General features: G+C 42.4%; 16 protein-coding genes, 1 pseudogene and 1 riboswitch. Of the genes and pseudogenes, 3 read left to right on the forward strand and 14 right to left on the reverse strand.

The window, feature by feature from the left end:
* Positions 1 to 445 precede the first annotated feature (445 nt).
* The 9 genes and pseudogenes from V1502_RS12180 to V1502_RS12220 form a co-directional block, all read right to left on the reverse strand.
* Positions 446 to 595, reverse strand: a pseudogene (locus tag V1502_RS12180) (M4 family metallopeptidase); the annotation flags it as partial.
* A 70-nt stretch (positions 596 to 665) separates the two neighbouring features.
* Positions 666 to 1,265, reverse strand: a complete 600-nt coding sequence (locus V1502_RS12185) for a cob(I)yrinic acid a,c-diamide adenosyltransferase (protein WP_409250917.1) — start codon at positions 1,263 to 1,265, stop codon at positions 666 to 668.
* Between the two features lie 405 nt (positions 1,266 to 1,670).
* Entirely contained in the window at positions 1,671 to 3,140 is a 1,470-nt protein-coding gene (locus tag V1502_RS12190) for an adenosylcobinamide amidohydrolase (RefSeq protein WP_409250918.1), read from the reverse strand.
* Positions 3,141 to 3,143: 3 nt separating this feature from the next.
* Positions 3,144 to 4,193 carry a FecCD family ABC transporter permease gene (locus V1502_RS12195; RefSeq protein ID WP_409250919.1) on the reverse strand — a complete coding sequence of 350 codons (1,050 nt, stop codon included), beginning with the start codon at positions 4,191 to 4,193 and terminating at the stop codon, positions 3,144 to 3,146.
* Positions 4,159 to 5,148, reverse strand: a complete 990-nt coding sequence (locus V1502_RS12200; protein WP_409250920.1) for an ABC transporter substrate-binding protein — start codon at positions 5,146 to 5,148, stop codon at positions 4,159 to 4,161. The genes V1502_RS12195 and V1502_RS12200 overlap by 35 nt, the downstream gene beginning before the upstream one ends.
* 135 nt (positions 5,149 to 5,283) lie before the next feature.
* Positions 5,284 to 5,472: riboswitch (cobalamin riboswitch) on the reverse strand.
* 103 nt (positions 5,473 to 5,575) lie between these two features.
* On the reverse strand, positions 5,576 to 6,415 hold the full coding sequence (locus tag V1502_RS12205; protein ID WP_409250921.1) for a DUF4362 domain-containing protein: 840 nt from the start codon (positions 6,413 to 6,415) through the stop codon (positions 5,576 to 5,578).
* Positions 6,416 to 6,418: 3 nt separating this feature from the next.
* Positions 6,419 to 6,910 carry an RNA polymerase sigma factor gene (locus V1502_RS12210; protein ID WP_409250922.1) on the reverse strand — a complete coding sequence of 164 codons (492 nt, stop codon included), beginning with the start codon at positions 6,908 to 6,910 and terminating at the stop codon, positions 6,419 to 6,421.
* A 222-nt stretch (positions 6,911 to 7,132) separates the two neighbouring features.
* Positions 7,133 to 8,044, reverse strand: a complete 912-nt coding sequence (locus tag V1502_RS12215; protein WP_409250923.1) for an NAD(P)/FAD-dependent oxidoreductase — start codon at positions 8,042 to 8,044, stop codon at positions 7,133 to 7,135.
* A 93-nt stretch (positions 8,045 to 8,137) separates the two neighbouring features.
* Positions 8,138 to 8,767, reverse strand: a complete 630-nt coding sequence (locus V1502_RS12220) for a class I SAM-dependent methyltransferase (protein WP_409250924.1) — start codon at positions 8,765 to 8,767, stop codon at positions 8,138 to 8,140.
* 195 nt (positions 8,768 to 8,962) lie between these two features.
* On the opposite strand from V1502_RS12220, the gene msrA reads away from it, so the two are divergent.
* From msrA to V1502_RS12235, 3 genes are all read left to right on the forward strand, one after another.
* Positions 8,963 to 9,490: a peptide-methionine (S)-S-oxide reductase MsrA gene (gene msrA, locus V1502_RS12225; protein WP_409250925.1), complete on the forward strand. Its 528-nt coding sequence runs from the start codon at positions 8,963 to 8,965 to the stop codon at positions 9,488 to 9,490.
* Between the two features lie 256 nt (positions 9,491 to 9,746).
* Positions 9,747 to 9,932 (forward strand): hypothetical protein, encoded by a 186-nt coding sequence (locus tag V1502_RS12230; RefSeq protein ID WP_409250926.1) that lies wholly within the window; start codon positions 9,747 to 9,749, stop codon positions 9,930 to 9,932.
* Between the two features lie 428 nt (positions 9,933 to 10,360).
* Entirely contained in the window at positions 10,361 to 11,581 is a 1,221-nt protein-coding gene (locus V1502_RS12235; RefSeq protein ID WP_409250927.1) for an MFS transporter, read from the forward strand.
* Between the two features lie 923 nt (positions 11,582 to 12,504).
* Here V1502_RS12235 and V1502_RS12240 read toward each other — a convergent pair.
* The 5 genes from V1502_RS12240 to V1502_RS12260 all read right to left on the reverse strand — a co-directional run bounded on the left by V1502_RS12240 (position 12,505) and on the right by V1502_RS12260 (position 16,752).
* Positions 12,505 to 12,747: a hypothetical protein gene (locus tag V1502_RS12240; RefSeq protein WP_409250928.1), complete on the reverse strand. Its 243-nt coding sequence runs from the start codon at positions 12,745 to 12,747 to the stop codon at positions 12,505 to 12,507.
* A 182-nt stretch (positions 12,748 to 12,929) separates the two neighbouring features.
* Positions 12,930 to 13,790: a S1 RNA-binding domain-containing protein gene (locus tag V1502_RS12245; RefSeq protein WP_409250929.1), complete on the reverse strand. Its 861-nt coding sequence runs from the start codon at positions 13,788 to 13,790 to the stop codon at positions 12,930 to 12,932.
* 61 nt (positions 13,791 to 13,851) lie between these two features.
* Positions 13,852 to 15,090, reverse strand: a complete 1,239-nt coding sequence (locus V1502_RS12250) for an MFS transporter (protein ID WP_409250930.1) — start codon at positions 15,088 to 15,090, stop codon at positions 13,852 to 13,854.
* A 134-nt stretch (positions 15,091 to 15,224) separates the two neighbouring features.
* Positions 15,225 to 16,055, reverse strand: a complete 831-nt coding sequence (locus tag V1502_RS12255; protein ID WP_409250931.1) for an STAS domain-containing protein — start codon at positions 16,053 to 16,055, stop codon at positions 15,225 to 15,227.
* Positions 16,056 to 16,239: 184 nt separating this feature from the next.
* On the reverse strand, positions 16,240 to 16,752 hold the full coding sequence (locus V1502_RS12260) for a YhcN/YlaJ family sporulation lipoprotein (protein WP_409250932.1): 513 nt from the start codon (positions 16,750 to 16,752) through the stop codon (positions 16,240 to 16,242).
* Positions 16,753 to 16,880 lie beyond the last annotated feature (128 nt).

Consider the following 16,880-nt stretch of genomic DNA (forward strand, 5'->3'; position numbering starts at 1 on the left):
GTTCATAAACTGATGTGTAACTTTGCGATGCTGCCAATTTTGCTCAACCTATAATGCAACAAAAATCTTTCTTCAATAATCTAGTTTATTAGACGAATTTCAGCAGAAAAAGTTTCACTAGTAAACTACTAAGTGATTGTATAGTATTGCAATGAAAATAACAATACCTATTTTACCGGCAAATTAAAAAAAGATTTGCGTCCCATTTACTTCAAATTTCTTGTTTCTTCATTAATATAGTGAACATAAATACAAGCTCCTGTTCGGTCTACTGCAAAATGGCGACTCTCATACAGGAGGAGGGCGCACGCCATACGATCGGATCAATCCTAAAGATATAATCTAAGTTTTTAACATTCCTCCTACATCAACCTTAATCCAATCCATAAAAAAGACACCAGTCTAAACTGGCGTCAAACCTTTTCTTATAATATATACTTCCAAATTAGTTGATTCCCACTGCATCAAAGGAGTGATGCACAGATTGTACATCCGGTGAGTGGGTTCCATATAAGTCAGCTGCTGCCTGCACAGCTGCCGACCTGGCTTGGCTGATCGTAGAAGAAGATGTCAGATAAACAGTGTTCATACGGTAATCCAATAAGGCCGAAATTATATGCCCAAATACTGCACTAATGACGGTCAATAAGACAAGAATGGTGAATTTATTGATTTTCTTTATCTTTGTTCACCTGATTCCTGTTCGAGGAGAAAACATTCGCGCTTCTCTCATACTCTACATCTTGAATACCAAGGCGATGATTGATGACTCTTGCCAATGCGAAAAAATAATCAGATAACCGGTTAATGTATTGAAGGGTAACTTCCGGAATGGAGGCCTCTGTTTTAACCAGGCTGACAATCTGCCTTTCTCCTCTCCTGGTGATCGTTCGAGCGATATGTATCGTGGCTGCCGGGCCTGTTCCACCTGGCAGGATGAATTTTTCTAAAGGGGGCGTCTCCGCAATATACTCATCGATTCTTCTTTCCAAGTAGGCCACAGACTCAATTTTCAGTTTCATCGGTATTTTTTCTGTGGCATTGGCAAGGTCACCGCCGCAATCAAAAAGCTCATGTTGAATTTTCTCCAAATCAGCAAGGACGTCTTCAAACTTTTCATCTTGGAGCTCCGTAACAGCTTTTCCGACAAATGAATTCAGTTCGTCGATTGTGCCGTAGGCTTCGACCCTTAAATCATCCTTATCGACCCGTCCCCCGATGATACTCGTTCTTCCTTTATCTCCCTTTTTGCTATATATCTTCATGACTATTATCCCCTTTGCCTGTATTATAGTTCTTTTCGTTTCGCTCGTTACACATCTCTTTTTATCTGCGTGCAGGTCTTTTATTAAGGCGCTTTTCTTAAACTTTATTGCCATTAAATATGAATGTAGAATAATAGAAATCATTCACCTGAAATATCCTAGATAAGCAAGAAAGAAAAGAGCTCCTCTTCCTGTTATTAGAAAAAGAACCAGGTACCCGTGGGAAAATCCGGCCCATGGGATTTTTCCGAAAGCAACAATCTATACGAATACAGCCTTTATATAAAGCTCTGTCAAAGAAGGCGATAAGAGATCCCATCCACTTTCCCGGGCGCTGGAGCTTAGGTGGATCTCCAATCTTTCTGTCCAGAAATATACCCAATGGAATGGACACCAGGTGTAGGATCACAAGAGACCCTTCCTTCTTTTATAATGGCTTATTGCTTCTCTGGTCGTTTCATAAACCGTAGAGCCAATCATTTTGCCCACTTTTGTAATAGGTCCTGAAAAAGGCAGAACCTCTCCGCGCTGGGTCGCTCCAATCAAGATGCTGTCCGTTGATGTCCCGGTAGCCAGGGTACCTGTATGTGCATCCATTACCCTTTCATCCTGCAATGCCTTGACTTTTGCCTCTGTTGCCGTCACGATTGCCTGGATGAACGCCTCATCAGACAGTTCTCCATTCACTAATACCCAGGTGTTAATCGTTCCTGGTTTTACCGGTGCTTGTTTGCTGTTCCTGGATATATCAACTGCATTTCCTACACCAGCCGTAACTACCACAAATACAGATAAGTCACCTTCTGACACCTTCTTAAAAGAAACATCCTCCAACATTACTGCCGTCATCATGCCGACTGTTTTGAAAGGGTCCAACCCTTTGTCCACCAAAAAGTTTTCCATATCCTCGATGTAGTTATCGCAATCATACGTTTCAGGAACATGGCGGTTGACGATGGTGGAAGACCATCTTAATCCCGCTCCGCAGACACCGGAAGACATGGTTTTAACAGGTCTGGGCAGATTCAAAGTTATCATTTCATGCCCAATGGTTAAGAATCTGTCGTCAATTTCCCACCATTCCTTTTCTTCCTGGACCTGTGCAGGGATCAGGTACATCTGTGGCTTTGCGACACGAGGATGGGAGTTTTTTTCAATGTTTGTGTTGTAGACGGATGAGATACGGTCCTCCCTGAGAACTTCTTCAGGGTGATTAACAATGGAAACGCTTCCTTCCTCCATCAATAAAAGGCGGTCACAGTAAAGACCTGCGAGATTTAAATCATGAAATATTGACACCACTGTAAGACCGGCCTCTTTCGTCGCTTTCTTCAAATAATCCAGCAGGTCTTTTTGATGCGAAAGGTCCAAGTGATTTGTCGGCTCATCCAATAAGAGAACTTTTGGTTCCTGCGCAAGTGCCTGAGCTAAAAATACCCTTTGTCTCTCTCCGCCGGATAACTCATTTAAATAGTGATCTGCATAGCGGTGAATTCCTGTCTGCCTCATAACGAGATCGATAATCGTTTCATCTTTCTCCGTAAAATGCTTAAAGAGTCCGGTTTGATGAGCATACCTTCCAAGAGCCACCGTGTCTTTCACCTTATAATTAAAAGCCTGTGAATTCAGCTGAGGAAGGACAGCCATCATCCTGGCCAGTTCTTTCTTTGTATACTCCTTAACATCCTTGCCGTCGACGAAGACTTGTCCGGTTTCGGGATCAAGAAGTCCGCTGATCATCTTCAAAAGAGTGGTCTTTCCGCTTCCATTCGGGCCAAGTATTCCAAAAAACTCCCCCTCATGGACTTCCATATTGATGTTGTTCAATATTTTTTTATCGCCGTAGCCGCCTGTCAGATTTTCTGTTCTTATCATGGGCTACCCTCTTTTCTTCATTAAAATATAAGCAAATATAGGTGCCCCTATTAACGCTGTTATAACCCCTATCGGCAATTCCGTTGGTGCAATAATCGTCCTCGAGATCAAATCGGCCAGCACCAAAAATCCTCCTCCAGCCAATATGGATAACGGCAGGAGATGTCTGTGATCATTTCCTGCTACCAGGCGGATAAGATGAGGGACAACAAGACCGACAAACCCGATTGTCCCTGAAACGGCGACAGCAGCACCCGTCAGAATTGAACCTGACAGCAGAATCATAAGTTTCCTTGCCTGTACATTTATACCAATATGGTGCGCCTGTTCTTCCCCGAAGCTCATTCCATTCAACTCTCTCGTGTTCAGCAGCAAAAGAATGGTTCCGACGGCAAAGAAAGGCAGGATGATTTTTATATAATCCCATCCCCGCATCGAAACACTGCCAAGCAGCCAGCCGATGATCTGCCGAAGTTCGTCACCTGTCAAGGCGATCATCAGAGAAATGAAGGACCCTAAAAAAGAACTGAATATGATACCGGTCAAAATGATGGTCTCCAACTTCATGGACCGCTCAACTTTCTGTGCAAACAGCAATACGATAAAAATTGTCACTGTAGCGGTAATAATGCTTAGTACAGGAAGAGTAAAGTTTCCCAGAAACGGAATGCTGATATGAAAAAACAAAGTCATGACAGCTCCTACGGAAGCACCTGATGAAATCCCTAATGTATAAGGATCAGCCAGCGGGTTTCTCAATAAACCTTGAAAAGCGGCTCCCGCAATTGCGAGAGACGCTCCAACTAAAAATGCCAGTATGACCCGCGGTAGGCGGATACTGTACACTATATTGACATACATCTGATCGACCGATTCCGGAACGGGAGAGCGGAAAATTTTCGCACCTAGAATCGAGAGGATATCAGATATCGGAACAGATATTGTGCCGATGGAAATACCGGCCAATAAAGAAAGAACTACAAATAGAAAAGCAAATCCATAGGAAAGTATTCGATTGTTATTGGAATAATTCCGGATAGACAGCTTTGGCAAGTTCCTCTACTCCTTGGACCAGTCTTGGACCTGTTCTTGTCACCAGGTCGGAATGGACATCGTAAACATTTTCGTTTTTGACTGCTGGCACATCTCCCCAGCCTTCTCTGCTCAACACTAATTCTTTTGGATTTTCCGTGTAATAACCGTAAGTCGTTATAATGACATCAGGGTTTAAAGCGATAATGGCCTCTTCATTCATTTGAACCCAGCCTTCTTGTTCTTCTGCTGCATTCTTAGCATTGATCAAGCCAAGCATTTCATCCATGAATGTGTTGCTGCCTGGAGTAAAAATTTCCGGAGAAGGAGAAACTTCTACAAACACACTTTTCTTTTCCTCTTCAGAAACCTCAGCAGCCTTGTCTTTCACCGCTTGAAGGTCGTCTTTCATCCTCTGGATTGTTTCAGCCGCCTGTTCATTGGCACCGGTCGCTTGACCGATCAATTCAATGGAAGTGTAAACTTCTTCAAAACTTTTTGCATCGTTAACGACTACAACAGTGATACCTGCGTCCCTTAGCTGCTGAAGCCCTTCAGCAGCCGAGCTCACTACAGATCCATGTGTAAGCACCAAATCCGGCGTCAGTGAGATAATTTTTTCTACGTTAAACTCCATTCCACCGATCTTTTCTTTTTCAGCAGCTTCCGGTGGGTAGTTATCAAAGTCAGTTACTCCTACCACCTTGTCTCCAAGACCTAATTCGTAGGCAATTTCTGTATTGCTCGGAATAAGCGAAATAATTCTTTCAGGTTTTTCTTCAATTACCACTTCATTATCAGCAGCATCAGTAATCGTGACAGGAAAGGATGCTTCTTCTTGTTCCTCCGGTTGTCCCTGATCGACTTGACTCTCATTAGAAGCATTTTCATGTGTGGCATCTCCGCTGTTTCCGCAGCCTGCAATAATTCCAAATGACATTAGTAATGCAAGCAATAAAATCTGAAACTTTTTCATCTACCATTCTCCTCTTTTTTAAAATTAGAAATAAAAAAACATCTCTTTCCGAGAAAGAGATGATCGTGTAAAAAGCATATTTTTTGATAGTATATCAACCTTCATGCGTTTTACACCTCCCTATCCTCGTAGGCTTGTGGTGCAGCAGTAACAGGCAGGTCTCCTGGCTTATGGTCATTGCTCGCTGTTCCTTCCCATACAATAGTACAGTGGCTAATCACAGCTTGCTCCCAATTTACAGTGGCGGGACCGCGTTGGAATTTCACCAACTTCCCTTTTAAGATTTCAGCGTCGACTGAAATCACCTGAATACGACAATATGTATTAAATTTTCCGCTAAGCTAGATTATACACAAGAAACTGGTTAAGGGGAATATATAAGTTCCAAATATATCAATTTTTTTGCAATGATAAGACATAGTTGTAATTACCATTCCTGAACTTCCGCCAATTCCTTTTCTTCTAAAATCATGTGCCCGTCTTTATGAAGACCGAACCTTATATGATAAAACTCTCCAGGGTCCATCCCTGACCATACGTCCCTATTTTTAATAAGGATGGTGAAATTTTTGTCCTTAGCTGCAGATAAAAATGCCGGTGGTGTTCTTAGGTATACCTCAATAAACGTCTGGCCATTTATTTCAATCTTCTCAAGGACTTCCGCTTTGGAGAACGCTTTTTCAACAATATGCGGAACTTCTAACAGATCGATGTCCATCGGGCCTAAACCTCCATCCTTTTTGCATTTTTGCAGATAGTATTTCGTGTCGTCACTGGTTTTTTTTATCCTGATAGAACCACAAACATAGAATTCATTAAAGTCTCCATCCACTACATTTTCTACTTCTATATCTTTTCCAGTGTAAGAAAGTTTCTGAACAAACTCCTGGCCTTCAATTCCATAATGAATAACATTGACAGAGGATGCTTTCCTATTTTCTATATCTCTAACAAAACCTTGAAAGTCTTCCAGGTTTTCTACTTTCCCATAATGTTGTATGACATCCTTATACCCTGACTTGCCAAAGACCTTTAATCCCCCGTTCATGGACACATAGAGAATAAACAGCATAAGGCACACAACTGCCAGACTGCCAAGAGAAAGCAAAAACCGTCGTTTAATGCGCTGCTTCATCGTCATATTTTCATGCAGGATGACCTGATCCATTAAATTTTGATGCATTTCATTTTTTTGTTTCTCACTCATCCTCCGAAGCGGCATAGCTTTTAATTTGGAATCTAAATCATCATTTTTCTGATTTTTCATCGACTACCCTCCCAGTTGTTTAGATAAGGCTGCCTTTGCCCTGTGATAGGTTGACCTGACTTTTCCCGGCGACCAGTTCAACACTTCTGCTGTCTCATCTACCGAAAACTCCTTGATGCCTCTTAAAATGATGACATCCCGATAAGTGCTTTTCAGTTCCTGAATAGCTTTATATAAGCTTTGTGCTCCTTCACTTTCCTGATACAGCGTCTCCGGCGTACTCTCGTTTCGAGGTTCATGAAAGGCCTGAAATGAGATAATCCTCTTCCACTTTTTGCTTTTCATTTCGTCGATAGCCAGGTTCCTGGCAATGCTGAAGAGCCATGTCTTGGGGCTGGCAGTTCCATTAAAGGAATCCACACCCCTGATTGCCCTCACAAAGACCTCCTGCACCATATCCTCCACATCACTCTTACCTGTACGGTATACCAAGAAATGGAACACATCATCACTATACAGTTGAAACCACTCTGAAATTTTTTCTTGATTAGACATTAATTTCTCCTCACAAAAATCGTTATCTACTCATTAGACGATATCTTGTTAATTGTATCGCAGTTTTGTTAAATTTTTTCAAGAGATCTATTATGGTATCAAAACTTAATGTAAAAAAGACCTACGCCTTAAATGGTGTAAGTCTAATTACATATACTCTGCTCTTTCTGAATCAGCCTTTTATTACTGCCTCACTAATGTTCATTAGTTTGCAGAAATTTTCTAACTTCTTTCAGAAAGCAGTTTCTTATGAATCCAGATAGCAGCGATGGAACCGTCTCCCATTGCAGCGGAAACCTGTTCGGAATGAGCAACAATGTCGCCAGCTGCCCAAACATCCTTTACATTGGTTTCCTTGGAACGTGCATTGACATTAATATGTTTATTATCCAGAATCTCGACTCCCAGTTGTTCAGCAAGCCCAGTATGAACCTTATTTCCTCCAAAGGCAGCGAAACCTCTTTCCCCTAACACTTCTTCTCCATTATCAAGGCGGATTCCTCTAAAGTCGCTTTCGCCTTCAACAATGGCTGCAGAGATATTCCCATCGACATAGCCAATATTTTTTTCCGATAACTTCTTACGAGTATCTTCTGGAAGCTCACTGCCACCATGGTTGACAAGTATGATGTCGCCACTCCAGTAGTTGAGGGTTAGGGCCATTTCAGCGCCCGTTTCACCAGAACCAAGAACTACGACTTTTTTATCCTTAACCTCATACCCGTCACAATCAGGACAGACATATACAGATAAGCCAAGACAAGGGTCAAGACGGTCGATTTTCGGGATATTATCTTTCACTCCTGTTGCCAGAAGAAGTTTTCGGGCGACATAATGACTGCCCTTCTTTCCTTCCAGAATGAACTCGCCTTTATCTTTCCTGACCTTCACGATCCGGTCCAATTGAAACTCAACCCCGTAAGACGCTGCCTGCTGTCTTCCCAGGGAACGGAGCTGTTCACCGCTGACACCGTCCGGCCAGCCTAAAAGGTTATGGTAGCATCTGCAAATGGTCGAACGGCCATCATTTGAATCCACCACTAAAACGGCGTGTTCATATCTCCCAAGCTGTATGGCGGCCTGCAATCCGGCAATTCCGCCTCCCACTATGATGCAATCGTACGGTTTATTCATAAGGGACCTCCTCTTGCTTAGAATTATTGAAAATGGCCAAAGAGGGGGTAATTCCAAATCGGTTAGTCATAGCATGGAACTTGCTCAGTAGATTTATTCTTTCTTTTTTCTCAGTAGCAATGATTGAAACGCATACTCAGATTCCACAATTTCAGGCGGAAGCATAATAAAGTTCTCAATTGTAAAATATTTTGCAACCAGCTTCTGGATCGATGCCGATGAATGAAAGGCAAAGAAACGCTTAGGCTCATAGGCATCATCTTCCCAGACTCCTTCATGATCTTTTCCACCATAAAGTCCCAAATAGAAGAGTCCGTTGTCCGTTAATACCTCATTAATAGATTTCAGCACTCCATCAATATCCTTCTTCGGGACGTGCAGCAGTGAATTCATCGACCACACGGCATCAAATCTTCTTTTTTCAAAATGGAGCTCATCAAAACTCATCACTTTGGCCTGAATTCCTTTATCACTGCAAAGCTTCACCATTTGCGCAGAAATATCAATTGCGAGAGGATCTATCCCATTCTGTTTAAAGAAAAGGCTGTCCAATCCAGGTCCTGCTCCCAGGTCCAATAAAGATTCTTTTCCCTCTTCCCTTAACCAGCCAAGAAAGGTTTCACGCTCAGCATCTTTCCACTCAGGATTCACTTTTCTATTTCTGTTATATGATTGTGCGTCATAGCTCTTGATAAAATTATCTTTCAGCTGCTGATCGATCATGTTTCCCCCTCCAGCAATCGAATTCTTTTCCCCCCTGACTATTACCTTCTATCTTTTTATCCAAACCTCCTCTCTCCTCAAAATTTTTATCAAGTGGAGTAATTTTTATTGTCGTGGTTCTTAATTGGTGATAAAATTCCATTATCGTTAAACACATTAATGAACGAAAGTAAATACCGGGAGTGTGCTCATACTATGAAACAAACTGAAAAAGCTACATTTGCAGGCGGCTGTTTCTGGTGCATGGTGAAACCTTTCGACCAGATGCCAGGTATTGAAAGTGTCATTTCCGGCTATTCCGGCGGACACGTGGAAAACCCAACCTATAAGGATGTAAAAAAAGGGGACAGCGGCCACTATGAAGTGGTCCAGATAACATTTGATCCATCTCTTTTTTCCTACAAGCAATTACTGAATCTTTATTGGCCGCAAATTGATCCAACTGATGACGGCGGACAGTTCCAGGACAGAGGAGATTCCTACCGTACAGCCATCTTTTATCATAATGAAAACCAGCATAAATTAGCAGAGGAATCCAAAAAAGGAATTGAAGAGAGCGGCAGGTTCAAAAAACCAATCGTCACCAAAATTCTTCCTGCAGCAACATTCTATCCAGCCGAAGAGTATCACCAGGATTTCTATAAGAAGAACCCAAAAGAATATAAAGAAGACCGCGCCAAATCCGGCAGGGACGAATTCATAGAAGATTATTGGGATAAATGATGAGAGAGGGAGACAGGCAAACAGCCTGCTCCCTCTCTTTGTGTCCATATCACCGGTGCCTTTCTGATTGGTGGTTCAATATTGATTTTCAATATTTATTTAGGGCTCATTTCTTAAACTTGTTGCTTGCACTATTTAGAGAGCACCACCTAATACTCATAGGCTGATCCGTCCCTTTGTCTCATCTAAAGATGAAGCTCTTTTTACTGAGATCCTCCCTTCTGGACATACTATTGAAAAAGAAAGGGTGACTTCATTGAAAAAAGCTCGATCTTCTGTAAAAGCTGGCGAAAAACAGATGGGGGCCTATGCTGGTCATGGTGCATACCTTGATATCAACGAACCGTATCCCGGTGATTCGGTGAATGAACATCAGGATCAGGAATTTGCCAACGAGATTATCGGCCGAGAAGAAATGAAACAACAAAATGACAATCTATAATAATAAAAATAACGAAAAGCGCTTTTTTTATCCAAAAATGTAAAATAACCATTTAACATCCTGTGAATATTCATAGGATGTTCTTTCATTTAAACATAATTATCCATCCATGCATGAACTTAATCCCTAATTTCATAACAGCAGGCTCACAATATGGATGAAATTAATGTATAACACGCTGTAACACTTATATCGCTAATTAGCACAATATGGTAATATATTTAAAGATCATTCAAAGGAGGAATTTACATGTTAAAAACATTCACTTCATTTCCAATCGATCAAGGAGGAGTGAACGGTTAATTTTGCCGATAAAGGGCTTCCTTCGAATAGAATATAGGGCGTTTTATTCTTCGAAAGTGCCTGTCTGATTAACAGCACACTCCTGCCTTCTATTAAAAAAACAATAGAATCAGGAGAATGTTAAATTGAAGAAAAATACCATAGCATCACATAATATCCGAGCATTATTTTGGGTTCAATTTTTTGGCACTATCAGTTTTCTGCAGACGGTCATCACACTGTTTTATATGGAAAGAGGATTAGATTCTTCCACTATCCTGATAGTGTTAATGTTTTGGAGCGGCGCAGTTTTGGTCGGGGAAGTACCAACCGGAATTTTTGCTGACCGGTTCGGGGCAAAGGCTTCTTTCATCACCGGTTCAGTCCTTAAGTTTGTGAGCATCGGGCTGTTGTTGTTTGCTTATGAACCATGGATGTTCTTTTTGTACAGTGCTCTGAACGGATTTTCGGTCACTTTCTTCTCCGGTGCCGATGAAGCACTGATCTACGATTCGTTAAAAGAAAGCGGCGAAAATGATTTCATGGACAGAGCGATGGGAAAGATTCAGTCTGCGGGATTTATTTCTTCTATCTTTGCCGTCCTTTTTGGATCGTATCTTGCAAAAGATTTACAAGACGAACAATTTCAATTATTAATCGGGCTTTCACTCGCTTTTCATATTGTTGAAATTCTATTCGTCCTGACTGTAAAAAATCCAGCCATTGAAAGTTCATACCGCGAAAATCCTTTTTCTCAAGTAAAAGAAGGACTCTCGGTCATACGCAAGGCACCACAGCTTTTGATCATGTTTCTTAACGTCACACTCGTTTTCATCCCTGCCGGAGCTGTATACGGTTACTTTGATCAGCCGCTGATGACGGATGCCGGACTGCCTGTATACTTGCTCGGTGTAATGTATGCCTGTTCAGCTTTATTGGGTTATTTTGCATCCAATTCGATTGGATGGCTTACCGGTAAATTCACAAGAATTTTCCTTATGCATGCGACTGGACTGCTTGCGGTTGCAGGTCTGCTGCTTTCGGCCTTGATGGCACAGTCACTGTGGGTGGTTATCGGAGCATTCTTTGCCCTAAAATATGTAAGGGCCATCCGTTACCCCATCTATTCGCAGCTCAGCAATGACTTAATTCCTTCAGGCATCAGGGCAACAACCATCTCGCTGCTATCAATTGTCGACTCGGCACTTGATCTGCTTGTGTTCGGGGTACTGTCGATAGTCGCCTTAAATGGATACGAAGCAGTGCTGTTTGGATCTGCCGCCATTGCATTTTTCGGGACTTTATTGCCGATAAGAAAAATGAAAAAAGAAGTATCGGAGGCTGTTTTGACTTCCGTGCAGAAATAAAGTTCCGGGAAGAAGCCATTTATTCTGCTTCTTCTTTTATGGTCCAACGAAAATGATACCCCGAGTTTCCTCTAAACTAATAGCAACGGTTTTAAATTGCCGCTTTGAAGACATCGAATTATAGATTACTCAATTCCACGGTCTCATTTCACTACTTTGACACCGTCGATTCCTCCAATTCTAAATTCCACGACTTCATACCACCACTTTGACAACGCCGATTCTCCAAATTCTAATTTCCACACCCTCATACCACCACTTTGACACCGTCGATTCTTCCAATTCTAAATTCCACACCCTCTTACCATCACTTTGACAACGTCGATTCTTCAAATTCTAAATTCCACACCCTCTTACCATCACTTTGACAACGCCGATTCTCCAAATTCTAATTTCCACACCTTCATGCCACTACTTTGACACCGTCGATTCTTCCAATTCTAAATTCCACGACTTCATACCACCACTTTGACAACGCCGATTCTCCAAATTCTAATTTCCACACCCTCATACCACCACTTTGACAACGCCGATTCTCCAAATTCTGATTTCCACACCCTCATACCACCACTTTGACAACGTCGATTCTTCAAAACCACAATTCCACGCCCTCATACCACTGCTTTGACACCGTCGATTCACCATATTCTAATTTCCACACCTTCATACCACCACTTTGACACCGCCGATTCTCCAAATTCTGATTTCCACACCCTCATACCACCGCTTTGACAACGCCGATTCTCCAAATTCTGATTTCCACACCCTCATACCACCACTTTGACACCGTCGATTCTTCAAAACCCCAATTCCACACCCTCATACCACCACTTTGACAACGTCGATTCTCCAAATTCTGATTTCCACACCCTCATACCACCACTTTGACACCGTCGATTCTCCAAATTCTGATTTCCACACCCTCATACCACCGCTTTGACAACGCCGATTCTCCAAATTCTGATTTCCACACCCTCATACCACCACTTTGACACCGTCGATTCTTTAAAACCCCAATTCCACGCCCTCATACCACCGCTTTGACACCGTCGATTCTTCAAAACCCCCAATTCCACACCCTCATACCACCACTTTGACACCGTCGATTCTTCAAAACCCCAATTCCACGCCCTCATACCACCGCTTTGACAACGTCGATTCTTCAAATTCTACATTCCACACCTTCATACCACTACCTTGACACCGCCGATTCTCCAAACTCCAATTCCACGCCCTCATACTACCGCTTTGACACCGCCGATTCTTCAAAACCCCAATTCCCCCCTGCCAGTAATCCCCACTTCATAAAAAAACCGCAAAGGCCCCTGCCCATGCGGTTTTGTCATACTTATTTCTTATAATAAGTCCAGCCCTCTTCCTGATAGACACGGCCTTCCTTCAGCAATTTGCCCATCGCCCTTTTGAATGAGGCTTTGCTTAAGCCCAGCTTATCCTTGATTTCCTCAGGCTGGCTCTTGTCCCACAAAGGCATTGATCCTCCGCGGCTGTCCATGTAATTTGTGATGATGTCAGCGTCTTCTCCCATTTTGTCCTGTTTGAGAGGGAGAAACGATACATTCAGGCTTCCATCATCCTTCACATCGATTACACGGCCTTCAACCAGTTCACCCAGCCTAGGTTCCTGCCTTCTTTCATTTTCGTGAACAAAGCAGCGGTAACCCTGCTCGGAAAGGAAGAACGTTCCTACCTTAAGTAATCGATAAACTCGTCCTTGAACTTTGGCTTTCATCATTTCTTGGGAGGCTCTTCTTGCGACCTGCCCGATAATATTTTCCGTGGCCAATTTTCCATAAAGACGTCCGTTTTTATCAGCTCGCAGTGACAGATACAATTGATCTCCAGGTGCCGGCCACAAATCTTCATAGATCGGCAGGTCGTCTGCAGAGACAAGGATATCTTTCATCAAACCGATATCCACGAATACGCCGAGACCCGAATTCACATCTACGACTTCAGTCCAGGCATAGGAACCTATTTGAACTTTAGGTATGGTCATTGTAGCGGTCAACCGTACTTCTTTATCATGAAATAAAAACACCTTGACTTCGTCCTCGACTTCTAGTTCACCTTCAACCTGTGATCGATGCAACAGCACATCTTCTTCGCCATTGGTCAAAAAATAGCCAAAATCCACTTCTCTATCTACCGTCAACACCTGTACTGTGCCGGCTTCCAACTCTTTCACCATAACATTTCCTCCTAATTTCATTGTTCTTTTATATCTTTACCCAAACACTCCCACATCAAAATTATACGGAGTGGTATTCTCTTATTTCTTTATCTTTTGGCAGCAGCCATGTCAGCACTCCAAGTAAAGGCAGGAAGCTGCATAGAATCATAACAAACCTGATGCTGAAAAGGTCGGCAAGACTACCAAAGAGGACCGACCCTACCGCACCCATACCAAACGCGAGTCCAACCGTTAAACCGGAAACCATCCCAATCTTCTGAGGCAGTAATTCCTGAGCATAAACCACTGTGACACTGAAGCTCGAGGACAGGATAAATCCGATCAGGAAAAAGACAGGAATTACCACTGTCAGAGGAAGATAAGGAAGCAGGATGGTCAATGGTGCCGAACCCAACATGGACAGAAAGATGATGTTTCTTTTTCCAAATCGATCAGCCAGCGGGCCTCCAAAAAACGTACCAAGCACACTCGCTGCCATGAACGTGAAGATATATAATTGTGCCTGCTTGATTGAAAGTCCGTAGTCTTCAATTAAGTAAAACTGATAATAATTTGAAATGCCAGCTCCATACCAGGAACGGGCAAATACGAGAAAGACAACAAGAATCATTGCCAGTTTCACTTTTTTATGTAAGCCTTTTTTTACCTTAGCCGTTTGGTTCCTGCTCTTCTTCACTTTAAGATTTTCTTCAGATAGCCTTCTTTTATACCACTGAGAAACCCGGACAAGGACAATGATCCCAATTCCGGCGGCCAGCGTGAAAAGGAGTGCACCTTTTTGTCCGAGGGGCACAAATATGAATGCCGTGATGAGGGGAGCCAATGATTGTCCCGTGTTGCCCCCGACTTGATAGATCGACTGCGCCAGCCCCCGCCTGCTGCCGGCTGCCAAATAGGCTACCCTTGAACCTTCAGGGTGAAAAATCGCAGAACCAAACCCTATAAACAAGACTGACAGAAGCAGGAAAATAAAATTGTTGGACAAGGCAAAACCAACGAGTCCGATTAAGCTAGACAGCATGCCAAGGGGAAGTAAAAACGGCCTTGATTTAACATCTGCATAGTAACCAAAGACGGGTTGTAGCAGCGATGAGGTCATATTCAGGACGAAAGCAATCCAGCCTATTTGTGTGTAGCTTAAGCTCAATGAGTTTGCCACAATGGGAAACATCGCCGGAACGACCGCTTGGAGCGTATCGTTGATAAAATGCCCGGAACTTATGGCCAGCAGTACACCATATATGGTTGCCGTTCTCCTCGATTCCTCTTTGCTGAGAGTTTGTCCCAAATGATTCATCTCCTGTCAGCTTATAATGTCTGCTTGATTTTTAATCAACTTATCAATTATAGCTTACTTGCGGGCAATAGAAAATAATAACCTTCTGATCAATGAAAAAAGACTGGTGGCAGGTGAAAACCTGCCACACAGCCTTAAGGGCTTTTGACTCCGTGAATTGTATTGATTGCCTGTTTCAAACTTGAATAAGTTTGTATTTTTTGAAAATCGATGCCGAGATTCACAACGGTTTGGACAATATCTGGTGTCATTCCGGTCACTTTCGCTTCTACACCGATTAATTCCAATGAATCGATAAGCTGGAAAATGATTTGGGCTACATAAGTATCAATGATCGGTACACCCGATAAATCAAGAATAAAATAATTCACTTTCAATTTGGCACTCTTTTCAAGGGCTTTCTCCAGCATGAGTTTCGCCCTGCTTGTATCAATATCTCCTACAAGCGGAAGTACAGCGATTTCGTCGGAAATAGGAATGACCGGCACTGATAGTTCGAATAAAGCTTCCTTCGAGTTCCTTAATTGATCAGCCTGGTAATCTACGAACGGAAGGCTGAAATAGCAAGTCACATCACCGATATCTGTTTCTAATATGTTTAATATATCGTAGAATCCATCGATAGATAATTCATGCTTTTTCGCATGAGTCTTCAGTAGATCTCCAATAATTGTCCTGTATTCTGGAAATTCATTCAACATTTCTTCCAGGCTTGTGTTCAACGTAGCACATTGGGTTCCGGCTTTTTTACCCCAAGCTTTGAAATTTTTCTTCCGTTCCTCTTCTTCCAGTACAAAAGATTCGGCAAATAAGTGGACCAATTCTTCTCTCATGGTCAATAAATCATTTGATATAGATTGGTGCTCAGGATACTTGGTGTTTTGCTTCTCCGTGACCTCTTGTGCAAGTTCACTGCTCTTCTCATGAATCAAACGGCTGAACCCTTCGTAGACTTCTTCAGACATAAAAACACCCTCTTTACAATTTTATCTACAGTTATATACCTATCACTATTAAAGTGTATATGATAATTACAGGTAGTTTCAAATGATAGTGTTGATATTTCGTGTCTGAAAAATCACTTAGTGTCCTATTCAAAAAAAAAAAAGAAACCCTCCCCACACGATCAGCAGGAAAGGGTTTACTGTCTCACTGTACATTTGGGAAAATCCTGGAAACTCTTTCGCCAATACGATCCCCTAGATCTTCTACAGGACCGCCGCGATGCACCTGATCACGGTATGTTTTCATGTTCCTGACCAATTCACGGTCATTGGAGACATACACATTTTTTATGTTGCGATTCACACTTTTGACTGCTTCTTCCACCTTGGTTTGCAAATCATCACTAAGATGTCGTTCAAGTCGATTTTCAAGAACAACTGCAGCATAGGCATCATCACCTTTTGTATATACATATGCGCGTTCAATCTCGTAAAGTTTCATCACTTTATTGGCCATTTTATCCATCGTGCCATATGTAGGATCCGCGGGATTTGCTTCCCCATATATATTATTTTCACCTGTATTCGTCGTATTGTAGCGGACCTGCTGCACACCCATCCCGCCTTCTTCACCATCCTGGCCAAGACTGTCGTCATTAAGAGTACAACCAGCCAAAAGCATAGATAACCCCAGCAGGGCAAACAATGACTTTTTCATAACGTGACCTCCTTTATTTTCATCACCTAGAGTGCCCAATCCGGCGGACATTCATACTAGTAGATAAAAGGAGGGGCTTTCTAACTTTAATTAACATTTGATATGTCAGCAACGCTATGTGATATAGA

Origin of the sequence: Rossellomorea sedimentorum (assembly GCF_046237645.1) — a bacterium.
GTDB lineage: Bacteria > Bacillota > Bacilli > Bacillales > Bacillaceae_B > Rossellomorea > Rossellomorea sedimentorum.

Coding starts and splice junctions, on each gene's coding strand:
- V1502_RS12185 (WP_409250917.1), bottom strand. CDS start 1,265: ATGAAGATATATAGCAAAAAGGGAGATAAAGGAAGAACGAGTATCATC.
- V1502_RS12245 (WP_409250929.1), bottom strand. CDS start 13,790: ATGGTGAAAGAGTTGGAAGCCGGCACAGTACAGGTGTTGACGGTAGAT.
- V1502_RS12200 (WP_409250920.1), bottom strand. CDS start 5,148: ATGAAAAAGTTTCAGATTTTATTGCTTGCATTACTAATGTCATTTGGA.
- V1502_RS12250 (WP_409250930.1), bottom strand. CDS start 15,090: ATGAATCATTTGGGACAAACTCTCAGCAAAGAGGAATCGAGGAGAACG.
- V1502_RS12215 (WP_409250923.1), bottom strand. CDS start 8,044: ATGAATAAACCGTACGATTGCATCATAGTGGGAGGCGGAATTGCCGGA.
- V1502_RS12210 (WP_409250922.1), bottom strand. CDS start 6,910: ATGTCTAATCAAGAAAAAATTTCAGAGTGGTTTCAACTGTATAGTGAT.
- msrA (WP_409250925.1), top strand. CDS start 8,963: ATGAAACAAACTGAAAAAGCTACATTTGCAGGCGGCTGTTTCTGGTGC.
- V1502_RS12205 (WP_409250921.1), bottom strand. CDS start 6,415: ATGAAAAATCAGAAAAATGATGATTTAGATTCCAAATTAAAAGCTATG.
- V1502_RS12220 (WP_409250924.1), bottom strand. CDS start 8,767: ATGATCGATCAGCAGCTGAAAGATAATTTTATCAAGAGCTATGACGCA.
- V1502_RS12190 (WP_409250918.1), bottom strand. CDS start 3,140: ATGATAAGAACAGAAAATCTGACAGGCGGCTACGGCGATAAAAAAATA.
- V1502_RS12260 (WP_409250932.1), bottom strand. CDS start 16,752: ATGAAAAAGTCATTGTTTGCCCTGCTGGGGTTATCTATGCTTTTGGCT.
- V1502_RS12255 (WP_409250931.1), bottom strand. CDS start 16,055: ATGTCTGAAGAAGTCTACGAAGGGTTCAGCCGTTTGATTCATGAGAAG.